We start from the raw sequence: 14,346 nt of genomic DNA, 5'->3' as shown, positions 1-14,346 counted from the left end.
ATCCATTAGGTTAGCACAGGCATTTAGGGCAGGCGCTTCCCAACCCCGAGCTCGGGCATCCTACACAATGCGGGCGGAACACAGACCGTGGACGCCTCCTCGAACAGCCCGTGCCCTTCGTCGAAGCCGAGCGCGTCCGGCAGCTTTTGCATCTTGTGCTGGGGCCGATCACGAACTCGGCACAGGCGCGCGATACGCTGGCACGGCGGGTGAGATACAGGTCGGGGCAGCGATTATATTGCTGCACCTGGCACCAGTCGCAACGGCCGCAGCCGAGCACCGATACGATCAGCACCCGGTCGCCGGGCTGAATGCGGGTCACTTCCGCGCCGACCTCGACGACCTCGCCGGCTAGTCCATGGCCCATGATGCAGCAACGCAGATGCTGGTCCGGCTTCTCCCAGTGCCGAAGATCGGAGCCGCAGATTCCCGCCATGCGCACGCGCGCCTTCACCTAGTTTGCGGCCGGCAGCACGGGTTCTTCCACGTCCTCGGGGGTGAAGCGTCCGTCGACCGTCTTCAGCGCGGCTTTCATGGAGCATTCTCCAAATGGCCGGGAACGATGTGCAGACCGGGGCTGCCGATCGGCAGCGAACCGCCGACAAGACGGCGGAGGAGCTCCATGCCGTCGCGAAGGCCGTGCTCCCAGCGCTGGCGCACCGAGGCGGGCGAGAAATCCATCGCCTTGCCCGCCACTTCCACTTGCTGGTCGGCATAGAGCAGTTGCGCCAGCGTGACCGAACAGCCGTCAAAAGCGGGGTCTGTCGCATATTGCGCCTGCCAGCGGGCAATTGTGCGGCGGGTCTGGCTGGCGAAGGTCAGGTCTTGCGCGCGTGCTGCCATGGCGCCCAGCGTAGCGGGCCGGCCGCTGCGCACCGGCAGCAGGTCTACCGCGATGCATAGCGTCGGGCGTGCGCAGGGTGTCGCCAGTACCGGATCCAGCGGCAGGTTGATCGCAAAGCCGCCATCCACGTACAGCCGGCCATCTACCGCAACCGACGGGAAGGCCGGCGGCAGCGCCGCGCTGGCGCGGATATGTTCAGTGCCGATGGAGCGATCCTGCGTGTCGAATGCCACTTCCGCGCCGCTCTCCAGGTCGACGGCGACCGCCGTGTAGCGCGGAGCACCGGCGTTCAGCCGAGCCAAGTCGACGAAAGACTCCAGCGTCGCCGCGAGCGAGCCGGTATCGTACAGTGCAGGGGTGGGCGCGGCGAGCAGCGCAGTACCCAGCGGCCCGAACAGACCGGGCCTGCCCCCCAGCAGCGTAGCACTTGCCTCCTTCGTCCTGCGCCAGGTCTCGGGCCAAGCCTGCCACCAGTCGAAACCGTCCGATCGCCAGAAAGCGGCCAATTTCTCCAGCGCGACGTCGTGTGCGTTGCCGACGAAGATCGCGCCGTTGATCGCCCCGACGGAGGTGCCGATGATCCACTCCGGCGCGATGCCGCCCTCATGCAAGGCCTGGAAGACGCCGGCCTGATAGGCACCCAGCGCATTTCCGCCGGCCAGCACCAGCACGACCCGGGTGTCGCGAAGGTCGATCAAAGCGGCTGCCCCGCCTGGCAGCGCTCCAGTTCGACCGCATCATGCGCGCAGGCGATCGAGACCTCCTCGCGGCGCTCGATCGACAGCCGCCGCAGCCGCGTCTGGTTGTCCATCCGGCTCTCGGCGTCGACCTCCATCAGCCTCTGATAGGCGCGTAAGCCCGGCGTGCAGCGCCGCCGCGCCCGGCGCATCTCTCCGCGATAGAAATAGGCGTCGCCCACGTGGAGCAGCCAGTTGCCGTCGTCACGACGTACGGCAACGCCGGCATGACCCCAGGTGTGTCCGGGCAGCGGGATGAGCAGGATCTCGGGCGGCAATCCTTCCAAGTTCCGTACCGCGTCGAAGCCGAACCAGCGCTCGCCCCGCGCGCCATAGCCGCGCCATTGCTGGACGCCGTTTAGCTGCGGCAGCCGCCAACGGTTGCGCGCGACCGTGCCGACATGCGGGCCGGTGGCGTCGTCATACTCCCGCTGCATCACATGCACGACGGCATTGGGAAAATCCTCCAGTCCGCCGGCATGATCGAAGTCGAGATGGGTGACGACGATGTGGCGCACGTCGTCCGCGCGAAAGCCCAGCGCCTCGATCTGGCGGATCGCGGTTTCCGCTTCGTGGAGCCGGATGTTGAGCATCGTCCGCCACGCACGGGTGATGCGCGGTGCGCCAGGCCCATGCGGATGGGCGATGTCGCGCAGGCCATAGCCGGTATCGACCAGCACCAGACCATGCGCATCGGTCTCGATCAGCAGGCAGTGGCAGACCAGCCGCCCGAGCGGCGCAATTGAGCGCCCGTCGAACAGCGCGCCGCCGAGCGGACAATCGGTGCCGCAATTCAAATGGTGGATGCGCATCCTTGCTCCCTGAGACTTGGCTGCAAAGCCTGATCCATCAACCTCCGAACCAGGAACATCGCCCCGCCCGCGGTCCGGAATTCACCCAACTTTCTCGGTAACTTATGTGAAGTACCGGGCCTCGCCGAGGCACCTCGCCATGCGCCGCACGTTGCCGCGTGATGGTCAGCCTGCAGCCGCAACGCGAAGTGTCGTCCGAGGAACGCGAGCGCGGGCTTCGCCTGCTCGTCACCGACGCGATCTTTTCCGGCGGTACCGCGGCGCTGACCACCGGCGTGATCCTCACCGCCTTCGCGCTGCACCTGGGCGCGTCGAACGCGATGGTCGGAATCCTGGCGAGCGCTCCCTTCCTCGCGCAGTTGCTCCAGCTGCCAGCGATCGGACTCGTCGAGCGGCTGCGAGCGCGCAAGCGGATCGCGGTGTTCACCAGCCTGATCGGGCGGCTGATGCTGGCAATCATGGCGGTGCTTGCCTTTTTCAGCGGCACGCTGCCACTGCTCGCTTTTCTCGCCGCGCAGCTGGTGTTGTGCGGGCTGGGGGCGATCGGATCCTGCGCCTGGAACGCCTGGATGCGCGATCTCGCCCCCGAGGAGCGGCTGGGCACCGTCTTCGCCAAGCGGACGGTGTGGCTCACCGCAATCAGTCTGTTGCTCGGGCTCGCCGCCGCGCTCGCGCTGGACTGGACGCGACCCGGGTCCTTCAACCGCAATCTGGTTTTCGCCGGCATGTTTGCGGCGGGCTGCATCACTGGCCTGATCAGCGCCCGCGTGGTCGCGAGCATGCCGGAGCCGCTGATGCCGCCAGCTCCGGGGCCGGTCGACCTCGGCGCCTTGCTGCGCCGGCCCTTGCGCGACGGCAATTTCCGACGGCTACTGGTGTTCGTCGCCAGCTGGCAGTTCGCGGTCAACTTCGCGACGCCCTTCTTCACCGTCTTCATCGTCCGCCAACTGCACTTCAACATCAGCTTCGTGATGGTGCTCAGCGTGGCCAGCCAGATCGCGAACATCCTCGCGCTGCGGCTTTGGGGCACGCTGAGCGACCGCTTCGCCAACAAGTCGGTGATGGCGGTGTGTGCCCCCGCCTATATCCTCGCGATCATGGCGATGGCGGGTGCCTCGCAATTCGCCGATCGCGATGTGGTGAAGCTGTGGCTGATCGGCCTGCACCTGCTGATGGGCGCGACGATCGCCGGGGTGACGCTGGCCAACACCAACATCGCGCTCAAGCTTTCGCCCAAGGGGGCCGCCACCGCTTATGTTGCGACCAACGCGATGGTGACCGCCGCCGCCGCTGGCCTCGCGCCGATCCTGGGCGGCCTCCTCGCCGACTTCTTCGCGGCGCGCCAATTCGAGTTACTGGTGCGCTGGAGCAGCCCCAACGGCGTCGTCGCCCTCCCCTTCGCGCTGACGCGCTGGGACTTCTACTTCCTGATCGCTGGGCTGATCGGCATCTACGCGATCCACCGCCTGTCGCTGGTGCAGGAGCATGGCGAGATCGAGCGGCGCGAAATGGTAGGGCAGTTGCTCAACGAGACGCGGCGCACCATCCGCAATATCTCCAGCGTGGCCGGGCTCCGTACCGCCACCGACGTCCCCGCCTCGCTACTGCGCGACGCCCGCGCGCGAAGGCGGCAGCGGCGGGCGCAGCGGCCCTAACCCTCAGCTGGTCTTCTGGACCAGCGGCTCGATGCGCAGATTGACCACATCGCTTGCAGCCCCACGGGTGAGCACGAAGCGGATCGCCTCGGCGATTTCCTCCGCGTGCAGCATCTCGGCCCGCGCGACCGCCTCCACCTTTTGCTCGTCGCTGCATTCCTGCATGTCAGTGTCGACCGATCCCGGCTGGATCACGCTGACCTTGATGTTCTTCTCCGCCACTTCCTTGCGCAGCGTCTCGGCAAAGGCCTGGATGCCGGCCTTGGTCGCGGCATAGACACTCTCGCCCTCGGCCTTGATCTCGGTGCTGATCGAGCCGACGAACAACAGATGGCCGCCGCCCTGCTTCTCCATGCGCCGGATGGCTGCCCGGGCGCAGGCCAGCGTGCCGGTCAGGTTGGTGTCGATGACGTAGCGCCAATCGGCATCGTCCATCTCGTGGATCGGCTGCGCGCCCAGTGCCGCGCAGGTGACCAGTATGTCGACACCGCCCATTTCCGCATCGGCGGCTGCGAAGACGCTGTCTACGCCCTCCTTCGTCGCGGCGTCGGCGACGATCCCGATGGCCTTTTCATGCGTCGCGGTCAGCGCGAGAGCCTCGTCGAGCGCTCCCTGGTGCCGCCCGAAGGTGAGAACGCGCGCGCCCTCCTCCGCCAGCAGCGCGAGCGTCGCCCGGCCGATCCCGGTGGTCCCGCCGGTCAGGATGATGCGTTTGCCAGTCAAGGCGGTGGTTTCCTGCGTCATGGTCATTCCCAGGTGAGGATCAGCCGGCCGTTCGCCGGCACGACATAGTCGATGCGATCGTCGGAGATGCCGCTCGGGCGAATCGCGTCGCCGCCGGCGGTGGTAAGACCGCTCTTGGGCAACTTGCGCCGCTTCAGCCGCACCAGACGGACATTGGCGGTGGCAGTTTCACCGGCGTCGAGCTGGAGGGTCAGCGCCTGGTCGCCGGTGCGCTCCACCGATCGGACCAGCGAGTCGCAGAACAACAGGAACGGCGCCCCGTCGATGCGGTGGAACGCGCGCGAGGCGAAGATGAAGGCTGCACCCGCACCATATACTTCCTGCCCCACCTGCCCGGCCTGCTGCCCGTCCGGATAGAGATCCTCGAGCGGGAAGGAGAGGTTGCGATCGACATGCCCGTTCGCCTCGCGCTGCTTCTCGGCGATGGCCTCCCTTGGCAAGGCGTCAGGGTAGTAATACCAGGCGCGCGAGAGCACATATTTGCAATATTCGCCGATCAGCATCCGTGCTTCCGGATCGAGCTCCGGCCCGCCGTCATCGAGATAGTGGCCGAATGCCACATAGCTGTCGAAGCACTCGTACATCGCCATGTACGGCGCATCCTGCAGGCAGGTGACCGCAAGGAAGGTCTCGTACGCAGCCGCAAGGCCGATCTGGCTGTCCCAGATCACCGCATTGTGCAGGAAGCTGGCGAGATAGACGTAGCTTTGCTCCAGATATACGTCGCGATTGGTGATCCGCCACAGCCGCATGCAGGCGGCCGCGCCCCAGGCGGTAAGGTTCGCCTGATAGTTGATATCGAACCGCAGCCCCATCGCCGCATCGATCGCTGCCCGCGCTTCGTCGAGATAGCGTTTGTCGTCGGTGAGCTCGAAGGCCCGCAGCATCACCCAGGCATAGACACCGCCGACATCGGTCTGACCGCGGCCGTCGGCGGGCGCCTCGGCGGTGATCACGCTGAAGTCCGTGACATTATACTGGATGGGCCAGCGATAGTCGAAATGCTGGGCGGCGCGGATGCCATAGTCGAGCGAGCCGAGGAACAGCTCGCGCGCCGCGGCATCGCCGTCGAGCGCGAGGTGGCCGAGGTTCACCAGCGGATGATAAAGATACCAGCTGTCGACCGCATCGGCGTCCTTGTCCTTGCCGACATTGGGCAGATAGCGCCGCAAGGTCTGGAGATCGGGATCGTAGAATTTCCGCAAGCCGCCCTTGAACTCCGCTTCCAGCGGATGCGGCTCGCCGCACCAGGTGCCCCAGTCGTGCAGCGCCGATATCACGGACATCTGCACCATGATGTCCGGATATTCGGCCGCCGTGTACGGATGGACGTAGCGGTGGCCATAGTGGCGGACGGTGGCTTCCGGCGCCTCCGCCAGGTCGCGCAGCGACCGTTCGGCCCGCTCGACCCAGTCGCGATAGGCCACCGGCGGCAGTTCGAGCATGCGATAGGCGGTGCCCAGCATCTGGAGGAACTGCCGCGCGGACTCGCGCTCGTGCGGCGGCGCTTCGTGGCGGAAGACGAGAATCGCATCCGACAGCGTGACCGTCTCGCCCGCCGCGAGTGCCACCTCGGCAGGGTCCGCGCTCTCCGGCGGCACCGGCAGCTTGTAGCCGAGTTCGGGCCAGGCACCGCCGACCGCTTTGCACGGCTTCGTGCTGGTCGCGCGAAAATAGGCGTTCGAAGCCGTCAGGTTCTGGACGTAGAGCACATTCCCGAAGGCCGGCTCGTCGATGCGGAAGTAGAGCAGTCCGGTGTTGATGCCCCGCTGCGACGCCTCGACCAGCCCTTCGGCACGCAGCGGATCGTTGCCCCGGCCCAGCGGATAGAGATCGCGCGGGACGAACGGCAGCACCGTCAGCCCGGCGGGCGTGAACCGGGTGACGATCCGGATCTGCTCCAGCGCGTCCTGCGCAGCGACGAACGACAGGACATGTTCGCCCATCCGGCTCGTCACGCGCAGCCGCGCCGCCTCGTCGGGCGCCTTGTGCGCGACTGCGATATCGAAGGGTGCCGGGACGAACGCCGCCCGAACTGCCAGCCCGCCACTGCCGTCCCGGCGGATCACCGCGAAGACGGAGTCGCCGGTTGCCAGGATCTCCACATCGAGATCCCCGATCTCGAAGCTTGCAATGGGCGCTTCGGCCTCGCGCAGTGCATCGCGCAAGGTGAGAAGGTACGGGCTGGCAGGTTTTGCCTCGAGGATTGCCGTGTTCGGCATGCGCCTCTCCGATGAATGACAGGATCATGGGCAAAGATCGAAGGCGGCGCTGGTTCCGACGATCGGCCGGCCTTCTAATCCAGGCTAGCGTGTTTTCCGCAGGAGGTGCGTCCGCACGCTGCTTCGGCTCAGGAACCAATTGGTGCCCAAACCGCCGGACCGCGCGACGTGGCTGCGGTGGAGGAGGAACTCGGCCGGTTCCTCGTTAAAGTCGGTGGCTTGGGCGACAAGCTGCCGATCCTGCTCCTGCAGCTGCCGCCCAGCTTCGACTTCGACGCGGCGTTGTTCTCCGCCTTCGCCGACGCCCCTGTCCAGGCACACCGCCGTCCCGATCGCCTGCGAGCCGCGGCATGCGAGCTGGTTTACGACGGACGCGGACGCACTGCTTGCCAATCGACACGTCGCACGCGTCGCTGCCGACCCGGCGCGCGTACCCGAGGGGGCATTCCCCGGCGGCTGCACGGATCGCCGGTGATGTCCGGTCCGCCTATGGCGAGACGCGCCTGCGGGACATGGCAGAAGCCATCAACTCGGACAGCACACCCGATCGGTCTGTCTGGTGCATTTCGACAACACGGCTTCGTCCGCGGCGATGCGCTGCTGCTTTCGCACCTCGTCTCCGGCGTGCCGGCAGCCCCTTCGTCCTGAACCCGACCGACCACCGGGCGTTCGTCCCGCGCAATCCCGTACGAGGAAACCTCATGGCGACGCCCGACCTCTCCCCCCATGGAAGCCAAGCTGGTCGCCGCGCTACCCGAGGAACCCGGCTGGCAATTCGAGCCCAAATGGGACGGCTTTCGGGCGCTCGTCTTCCGCCACGGAGATGCGGTGGAGATCCACTCGAAGTCGGGCAAGCCGCTCAGCCGCTACTTCCCTGAGATCGTCGCCGCCCTCGCTGCCGTCAACCGCCCGGAGTTCGTTCTTGACGGCGAACTGATCCTGCCGGTCGGCGGCGTGCTCTCGTTCGATGCGCTCCAGGCCCGGCTCCACCCGGCGCCGAGCCGCATCCGGCGCCTGGCGCAGGAAACGCCGGCCCAACTGATGCTGTTCGATTGCCTCGGCGTCGACGGCCGCTCGCTCGTCGAAGCGCCGCTGTACGAACGCCGTTCTGCGCTGGAAGCCTTTCACCTGGCGCATGGCGGACCGGCGCTGTTGCTCTCGCACCGCACGCAGGATCTGGACACTGCGCGCGCGTGGCTTGCGCAGGGCGGCGGGGCGCTGGACGGCGTCGTCGCCAAGCGGCTCGACGGCCCCTATCGCCCCGGCGAGCGGGCAATGCTGAAGGTGAAGCAGCACCGCACCGCCGATTGCGTCGTCGGCGGCTTTCGTCGCACCAGGCGGGAGACGGCGTCGCATCGCTGTTGCTGGGCCTCTACGACGATGCCGGCCTGCTCCACCATGTCGGCTTCACCTCGGGCATCCCTGCGGCCGAGCGGCTGGCGCTGCTGCGCACGCTGGAACCGCTGATCGCGCCACCCGGCTTCACCGGCAAGGCGCCGGGCGGGCCCAGCCGGTGGAACAATGGTGCCGAAAGCGAATGGGTGCCGCTGCGCTCCGAACTGGTTCTGGAAGTGCTGTACGACCAGGTGACCGGCGACCGCTTCCGCCACGGCACCAAACTGCTGCGCTGGCGGCCCGACAAGGCGCCGGCACAATGCCGGTTGGAACAACTGATCCACGAGGTTTGCCCGGCCGAACTGTCGACGCTTCCGGGTGCCGGCGCAAACGCTCGGCAAAACTAATATGTGTAATTGAAAGGGCTTATTGGGCACGCGACAAAACGGTGTGAACTCTCTCCGTCGCGCGTTCCTTGCCGGTATGATCGCCTTGCCCGTTGCGAGTTGCAGCGCGGAGAGCCGTACCGCAGGCCCAGACCTGCCCCAGACCGCGCCCAATGGTGCGCAGGATCCGCGCGCGGCAGCCTATGAGCGCAACCTCTATCAGGTTGCGCAGGGCGGCCGCTATTTCACCTGGTATGGCTGCGGCAGCTGCCATGGCAGTACCGCGCGAGGCGCGCTGAACCTCGGCGACCGAGCATGGGTGCACGGCGGCGATCTCGATCAGGTCTATGGCTTCATCGCCGATCGGCACCCGGGCGCGCAGCCCGGCTATGCCGCCCGCATCCCCACCGAGCAGCTCTGGCAGATTACCGCCTATGTGCGAAACCTGCCCCGACTGACACCGGAGAAGCGGCACCGCCAGGATCTCGACCAGGTCGGCGAGCCGCAGGGGAGCAACTGGTCGGGTCCGGTGCGTTGAACGGGCTGCAATCGGCACTAGCACCGGCGGGCGAACAGGCGGCAGGCATCCACGGCCTGTTCTGGTTGATGATGCTCGTCTGCGGCGCAATGTACCTGCTGGTGCTTGGTGGCGTCGCCTGGGCGCTGTGGCGTGCTGTACGCCGGCGCCGCTCGGCGGGGGAGCCGACGATCGACCCGCCCGACGTGGGGCTCAATCGCGGCCTGCTCGGCTGGGCGGGGCTGGTCGTGGTCGGGCTTACCGTGCTGATCACCGCCAGCTTCCTCGTCGAGCGCAACATCGCCGCCGCCCGCGCTCGCAATGCGCTGGAAGTGCGTGTGACCGGCCATCAATGGTGGTGGCGCATCCAGTATCGCGATCCGCGCACCGGCGGCTGGATCGAGACCGCGAACGAACTCCATTTGCCGCTCGGCCGCACGACGCGCGTTGCACTGGGATCGGCAGACGTGATCCACAGCTTCTGGGTGCCAAACATCGCACAGAAGCTCGACGTGATCCCCGGCCGCATCAACCTGCTCGATCTCACCCCCACCCGCCCCGGCTGGTTCCGCGGCCAATGCGCCGAGTTCTGCGGCATCCAGCATGCGCATATGGCGTTCGACGTGAAGGTCGATCCGCAGGAAGATTTCGACCGCTGGCTGGCCGGCCAGGCCAAGCCCGTCGCTGCGCCCGCCGATCCCGTGGCCGCGCGCGGGCAGCAGGTGGTGACAGGCGGCCAGTGCGGGATGTGCCATGCCATCCGCGGCACTCCCGCGACGGGCCGCGCCGGGCCGGATCTCACCCATCTCGGCAGCCGGCACTCGTTGGCCGCCGGCACGCTGACGATGAGCCGCGGCGCGATCCAGGGCTGGATCGCCCAGCCCCAGGCGCTGAAGCCGGGCACGATGATGCCGCCGGTCGCGCTTTCCGGCGCCGATGCCGATGCCGCGTCACGGTACCTGATGGGACTACAATGACCGAACCGCTCACCCCCGAACAGGCCGATCGGCTCGCCGTCTCCTGGCGTGACGCGCCCGGGCTGTGGGGCTTCCTCACCACCGTCGACCACAAGCGGATCGCCGCGCGCTACATCCTCACCGTCGTGCTGCTGATGTTCCTGGCGGGCATGCTCGCGCTCGACATGCGGCTGCAGCTCGCCTGGCCGGACATGGGCCGAATGACGCCGCAGCTCTACAACGAGAGCTTCTCGCTGCACGGCTCGACGATGCTGTTCCTCGTCTCGGTGCCGGTGATGGAGGCGATGGCGATCTGGCTGGTGCCGCTGATGCTGGGCCAGCGCGCGCTCGCCTTCCCGCGGCTCGCCGCGTTCAGCTATTGGCTGTATCTTGGCGGCGTGCTGATGCTGTGGGTGCCGCACGCCTTCGGCATCACGCCGGATCTCGGCTGGTTCGAATATCCGCCGCTCTCCGGCCCCGGATACGGCCCCGGCCACCGTGTCGACATCTGGGCCCAGATGATCACCTTCACCGAAGTCGCCGCGCTTGCCGCCTCGGTGAACGTCGTCGCCACCGTCCTCAAGATGCGACCGCCGGGCATGACGCTGGCGCGCATCCCGGTGTTCGTCTGGTCGCAGGCGATCGCCGGGCTGATGACGATCTTCTCGCTGCCCGCAGTGATGCTCGTCACCAGCATGCTAATTGCGGACCGGCTCGTCTCGACGCAGTTCTTCGCGCCGGCCGCGGGCGGCGACGTGATCCTGTTCCAGCACCTGTTCTGGTGGTTCGGCCATCCGGAGGTCTACATCATCTTTCTGCCCGCCGCGGGCTTCGTTTCGATGATCGTCGAGACCTTTTCGCGCCGCACGCTGTTCGGCCATGTCGCGGTGGTGCTGTCGATGCTCGGCATCGCCGCGCTCGCCTTCGGCCTGTGGGTGCACCATATGTTCGCGGTCGGCCTGCCGCGGCTGGGCAACGACTTCTACACCGCGGCGAGCATGGCCGTGGCGCTGCCCGCCGGCCTCCAGATCTTCTGCTGGATCGCGACGCTGTGGAGCGGCCGCCCGCACTTCGACACGCCGCTGCTCTGGGTGCTGGGCTTCATCGCCACCTTCGTGATCGGCGGACTTTCGGGCGTGATGGCCGCGTCGGCCCCGCTCGACCAGCAGATCACCGACACCTACTTCATCGTCGCCCACTTCCATTACGTGCTGATCGGCGGCGCAATCTTCCCGCTGCTCGGCGCCTTCTGCTACTGGTATCCCAAGGCGACCGGGCGGCTGATGTCCGAGCGGCTGGGCAAGCTTGCCTTCTGGCTGATCGTCGGCGGGTTCAACCTCGGCTTCTTCCCGATGCACCTGCTCGGGCTCATGGGCATGCCGCGCCGGGTCTACACCTACAGCGAGGGCATGGGCTGGGGTCTGCTCAACCTCGTCGCCACGCTGGGCTCAGTGATCGCGGTGGTGGGCGGGCTGGTGTTCGTCGCCAATGCCTGGTGGAGCCGGCGTCATGGCGCCCCCGCCGGGCCGGATCCCTGGGGTGGGTCGACGCTCGAATGGGCGGTCTCCTCCCCGCCCCCGCAGCACAATTTCGATCATCTCCCCGTGGTCGAAAGCCTCACCCCGCTCTGGACGCAGAAGGACGCCCTGCAGGTGATGACCGGCCTCGCTGTGGAGCGCCGCGAGGTGCTGGTCACCTCGGTGATCGAGGCGACGCCCGAATATCGGCAGAAGAGCCCCAAGCCTTCGATCGCGCCGTTGCTGTCGGCGCTGGCAGTGACGATCCTGTTCATCGGCAGCATCTTCACGCCCTGGGCGCTGGTTTGGGGGGCAGTGCCCGTGGCGGTCGCGCTGATCGTATGGTTCTGGCCACAGCGCGAACGGGCGCGCACCGGGCCGCTGCGGGTGCGCCGATGAGCGACGCCCGCCCCTGCAGAATCGTCGGCGACGTCTCCGACCTGCCCGAGAGCGCCAGCGGGGCCAAGCACCTCGTCTGTTGGGGCAATATCGGCTTCATGGCGATCGAAGGGACCGCCTTCGCGCTCGCCGCCGGCACGTACCTGTACCTGTTGAGTCAGACGCAGGGCTGGCCGCCAGCGGGCACCCGCCCACCCGACCTCTTCTGGCCGGCGGTGCTCACGCTTGGTCTGCTCCTCAGCGAGATCCCCAATCTTTGGGTGCGCTGCCGGGCGATCGCCAAGGACGAATGGGGCGTGCGGTTCGGCACGCTCGGCATGACCATCTTCGGCCTGCTCTTGCTGATTCTGCGCGGGATCGAGTTCGCGCATCTCAACGTCCACTGGAGCGACAATGCCTATGGATCGCTGACATGGATGCTGATCATCCTCCACACCAGCCACCTGATCACCGACATCGGTGACACGGCGGTGCAGGCAGTGTGGCTGTTCACCCATGAGGTGGGCGACGACCAATTCGCCGATGTTGAGGACAATGCCAATTACTGGACCTTCGTGGTGCTCAGTTGGTTGCCGGTCGGCGCGCTGATCTACCTGGCGCCGAGGCTGGGATGAGCCGCTGGGATCGCATCCGCCCTTGGGCGGCGCTGCTCCCGCCGCCGCTGGCCTGGTATGTCTTCCAGCTGGGTCTGGGCAGCGTGCTGAAGGTCCGGTGCGCGCCCGTCGGCAACGGGCTAGGGCTGGGCTGGGGCTTGGGGAGTCTGGCCGTCTGCGCCGCGGCGATGGCGATCGCCTGGCCCTGCGCCAAGCCCGCCGGCGACCAGACGCCGCCGCGCGCTTGGCTTTCGCGCGTTGCGCTGCTGCTGGCCGCTATCTTCGCGCTGGCCATCGCCTTCCAAACGCTTGCCGTTATGATCGTGCCGCCATGCGTCGGCTGAGCGTCGCCGCCCTCTTGCTCCTGCTGCCGAGCGTGGCGCTCGCCCATACTGGCCACGATCACACCGCGCCGCCGGGCTGGACCTGGGATCCGGCGATTACCTTGCCGCTCTTGATCGCAGCAGTCGCATTCGGTCGCGGATGGCGCCGCCTCCACGCCCGCTCGACCGGCGGTCGAGCGCGCCTCCAGCGACATGGCACCTGGTTCGCGATCGGCTGGCTGGTGCTCGCGGGCGCGCTCGTCTCTCCCTTGCACGAAGCGGGCGAGCGGAGCTTCACCGCGCACATGATCGAGCATGAGCTGATCATGCTGCTCGCCGCCCCTTTGCTGGTGCTGGCGGAGCCGCTCGCGACGATGCTCTGGGCCTTCCCTTCCGCCACACGACGCTCGCTCGGCGCTCTGGGCACGCCGCTTGCGCCCGCCTATCGCTGGGCAAGCGGGGCCGTGGTCGCGACGCTGCTGCAGGCGGCGGTGCTGTGGATCTGGCACATGCCGAGCCTGTTCGACCTCGCGCTGGCCAATGTAGCCTGGCACGCCGTCCAGCACCTCTGCTTCCTGGTGAGCGCCCTGCTCTTCTGGACGGCGATGCTCGGGCGGCGCGGCGCAGGCGCCGGTGCGGCTGCCGATCGCGCGCTTGCCGGGCTGTGCCTGCTCGCCACCTCGATCGTCACCGGGGCACTAGGCGCGCTGATGGCCTTCGCCACCTCGCCCTGGTACGCCGGCTATGCCCGACTGGCGCTTGCCCCTTTCGGCCTCAGGCCGGCCGAGGACCAGCAGGTCGCGGGGCTGATCATGTGGGTGCCGGGCGGCCTCGTCCATCTCGGCGCGGCGCTGCTCCTCTTCCGCACCCTTATCGCCCCATCGAGGACCGCCGATGCCCGCTGAGCTGCGCTTCGTCTATGGAATGACGGCACTCGCCGCGCTCGTCGGCTTGCTCTCGGTGGCCGGAATCTACTATCAGGACAACGCTCAGGCGCGCACCCATGCCGAGGCGATGACCGGCGGCAGCGTGGCAGCAGGCAAGGCAGCGATCGGACGCTACAACTGCGGCGCCTGCCACCGCATTCCCGGCATCGGCGCCGCGACCGGTGTAGCCGGTCCAGCGTTGAACGGTATCGCGACCCGCAGCTTCATCGCCGGCATGTTGCCGAACAACCCCGCCAATCTCCAACAATGGATCGAGCATCCCCAGCACGTACTGCCAGGCAACGCCATGCCCGACCAGGGCGTTCAGCCGCGCGACGCCCGCGACATCGCCGCCTACCTTTACACGCTGCGGCGCTAGG

At 67.5% G+C, this 14,346-nt stretch carries 15 protein-coding genes; 10 read left to right on the top strand and 5 right to left on the bottom strand.

The genetic code is table 11. The features are described from left to right. Positions 1-10 precede the first annotated feature (10 nt). The 3 genes from ACTJKY_RS09595 to ACTJKY_RS09585 all read right to left on the bottom strand — a co-directional run bounded on the left by ACTJKY_RS09595 (position 11) and on the right by ACTJKY_RS09585 (position 2,393). A complete protein-coding gene (locus ACTJKY_RS09595) occupies positions 11-436 on the bottom strand; it encodes an alcohol dehydrogenase catalytic domain-containing protein (RefSeq protein WP_440845691.1) in 426 nt (141 codons plus the stop codon). Between the two features lie 95 nt (positions 437-531). Next, positions 532-1,542 carry a patatin-like phospholipase family protein gene (locus ACTJKY_RS09590; protein ID WP_440845689.1) on the bottom strand — a complete coding sequence of 337 codons (1,011 nt, stop codon included), beginning with the start codon at positions 1,540-1,542 and terminating at the stop codon, positions 532-534. Continuing rightward, complete coding sequence (locus ACTJKY_RS09585) at positions 1,539-2,393, bottom strand: MBL fold metallo-hydrolase (protein WP_440845687.1); 855 nt, start codon at positions 2,391-2,393, stop codon at positions 1,539-1,541. Before ACTJKY_RS09585 ends, ACTJKY_RS09590 begins: the two co-directional genes overlap by 4 nt. Before the next feature lie 161 nt (positions 2,394-2,554). On the opposite strand from ACTJKY_RS09585, the gene ACTJKY_RS09580 reads away from it, so the two are divergent. After that, positions 2,555-4,048 carry an MFS transporter gene (locus ACTJKY_RS09580; protein WP_440846322.1) on the top strand — a complete coding sequence of 498 codons (1,494 nt, stop codon included), beginning with the start codon at positions 2,555-2,557 and terminating at the stop codon, positions 4,046-4,048. A 3-nt stretch (positions 4,049-4,051) separates the two neighbouring features. Here the strand turns inward: ACTJKY_RS09580 and ACTJKY_RS09575 are convergent, their stop codons facing one another. Together ACTJKY_RS09575 and ACTJKY_RS09570 are read right to left on the bottom strand one after the other, a co-directional pair. After that, a complete protein-coding gene (locus ACTJKY_RS09575; RefSeq protein WP_440845686.1) occupies positions 4,052-4,792 on the bottom strand; it encodes an SDR family oxidoreductase in 741 nt (246 codons plus the stop codon). A 2-nt stretch (positions 4,793-4,794) separates the two neighbouring features. Further along, a complete protein-coding gene (locus tag ACTJKY_RS09570) occupies positions 4,795-7,014 on the bottom strand; it encodes a hypothetical protein (protein ID WP_440845684.1) in 2,220 nt (739 codons plus the stop codon). A gap of 726 nt (positions 7,015-7,740) precedes the next feature. On the opposite strand from ACTJKY_RS09570, the gene ACTJKY_RS09565 reads away from it, so the two are divergent. From ACTJKY_RS09565 to ACTJKY_RS09525, 9 genes are read left to right on the top strand one after another with little or no spacing between them, the layout of a single operon-like run. Then, entirely contained in the window at positions 7,741-8,481 is a 741-nt protein-coding gene (locus ACTJKY_RS09565) for an ATP-dependent DNA ligase (RefSeq protein ID WP_440845682.1), read from the top strand. Next, complete coding sequence (locus ACTJKY_RS09560) at positions 8,376-8,756, top strand: hypothetical protein (RefSeq protein WP_440845681.1); 381 nt, start codon at positions 8,376-8,378, stop codon at positions 8,754-8,756. The genes ACTJKY_RS09565 and ACTJKY_RS09560 overlap by 106 nt, the downstream gene beginning before the upstream one ends. A 43-nt stretch (positions 8,757-8,799) precedes the next feature. Then, positions 8,800-9,273 (top strand): hypothetical protein, encoded by a 474-nt coding sequence (locus ACTJKY_RS09555; RefSeq protein ID WP_440845679.1) that lies wholly within the window; start codon positions 8,800-8,802, stop codon positions 9,271-9,273. Continuing rightward, a complete protein-coding gene (coxB, locus tag ACTJKY_RS09550) occupies positions 9,270-10,229 on the top strand; it encodes a cytochrome c oxidase subunit II (RefSeq protein ID WP_440845678.1) in 960 nt (319 codons plus the stop codon). The genes ACTJKY_RS09555 and coxB overlap by 4 nt, the downstream gene beginning before the upstream one ends. Continuing rightward, positions 10,226-12,124 (top strand): cbb3-type cytochrome c oxidase subunit I, encoded by a 1,899-nt coding sequence (locus tag ACTJKY_RS09545; protein ID WP_440845677.1) that lies wholly within the window; start codon positions 10,226-10,228, stop codon positions 12,122-12,124. The genes coxB and ACTJKY_RS09545 overlap by 4 nt, the downstream gene beginning before the upstream one ends. Beyond that, on the top strand, positions 12,121-12,738 hold the full coding sequence (locus tag ACTJKY_RS09540; protein WP_440845675.1) for a cytochrome c oxidase subunit 3: 618 nt from the start codon (positions 12,121-12,123) through the stop codon (positions 12,736-12,738). The genes ACTJKY_RS09545 and ACTJKY_RS09540 overlap by 4 nt, the downstream gene beginning before the upstream one ends. Continuing rightward, on the top strand, positions 12,735-13,061 hold the full coding sequence (locus tag ACTJKY_RS09535) for a hypothetical protein (protein WP_440845673.1): 327 nt from the start codon (positions 12,735-12,737) through the stop codon (positions 13,059-13,061). Before ACTJKY_RS09540 ends, ACTJKY_RS09535 begins: the two co-directional genes overlap by 4 nt. Further along, positions 13,049-13,945 carry a cytochrome c oxidase assembly protein gene (locus ACTJKY_RS09530; protein WP_440845671.1) on the top strand — a complete coding sequence of 299 codons (897 nt, stop codon included), beginning with the start codon at positions 13,049-13,051 and terminating at the stop codon, positions 13,943-13,945. The genes ACTJKY_RS09535 and ACTJKY_RS09530 overlap by 13 nt, the downstream gene beginning before the upstream one ends. Then, complete coding sequence (locus ACTJKY_RS09525) at positions 13,935-14,345, top strand: c-type cytochrome (RefSeq protein ID WP_440845670.1); 411 nt, start codon at positions 13,935-13,937, stop codon at positions 14,343-14,345. The genes ACTJKY_RS09530 and ACTJKY_RS09525 overlap by 11 nt, the downstream gene beginning before the upstream one ends. Position 14,346: the final 1 nt, after the last annotated feature.

This window comes from Sphingomonas sp. 22176 (assembly GCF_052045505.1).
Classification (GTDB): Bacteria; Pseudomonadota; Alphaproteobacteria; order Sphingomonadales; family Sphingomonadaceae; genus Sphingomonas.
Note: the sequence above shows the minus strand (reverse complement) of the source record. Positions and strands in the feature narration are given on the sequence as shown.

Excerpts from the sequence above, each read along its gene's own strand:
- ACTJKY_RS09585 (WP_440845687.1), bottom strand. The coding sequence starts at position 2,393 with ATGCGCATCCACCATTTGAATTGCGGCACCGATTGTCCGCTCGGCGGC.
- ACTJKY_RS09570 (WP_440845684.1), bottom strand. The coding sequence starts at position 7,014 with ATGCCGAACACGGCAATCCTCGAGGCAAAACCTGCCAGCCCGTACCTT.
- ACTJKY_RS09565 (WP_440845682.1), top strand. The coding sequence starts at position 7,741 with ATGGAAGCCAAGCTGGTCGCCGCGCTACCCGAGGAACCCGGCTGGCAA.
- ACTJKY_RS09575 (WP_440845686.1), bottom strand. The coding sequence starts at position 4,792 with ATGACGCAGGAAACCACCGCCTTGACTGGCAAACGCATCATCCTGACC.
- ACTJKY_RS09535 (WP_440845673.1), top strand. The coding sequence starts at position 12,735 with ATGAGCCGCTGGGATCGCATCCGCCCTTGGGCGGCGCTGCTCCCGCCG.
- ACTJKY_RS09530 (WP_440845671.1), top strand. The coding sequence starts at position 13,049 with ATGCGTCGGCTGAGCGTCGCCGCCCTCTTGCTCCTGCTGCCGAGCGTG.
- ACTJKY_RS09540 (WP_440845675.1), top strand. The coding sequence starts at position 12,121 with ATGAGCGACGCCCGCCCCTGCAGAATCGTCGGCGACGTCTCCGACCTG.
- ACTJKY_RS09595 (WP_440845691.1), bottom strand. The coding sequence starts at position 436 with ATGGCGGGAATCTGCGGCTCCGATCTTCGGCACTGGGAGAAGCCGGAC.
- ACTJKY_RS09525 (WP_440845670.1), top strand. The coding sequence starts at position 13,935 with ATGCCCGCTGAGCTGCGCTTCGTCTATGGAATGACGGCACTCGCCGCG.
- ACTJKY_RS09580 (WP_440846322.1), top strand. The coding sequence starts at position 2,555 with ATGGTCAGCCTGCAGCCGCAACGCGAAGTGTCGTCCGAGGAACGCGAG.
- ACTJKY_RS09545 (WP_440845677.1), top strand. The coding sequence starts at position 10,226 with ATGACCGAACCGCTCACCCCCGAACAGGCCGATCGGCTCGCCGTCTCC.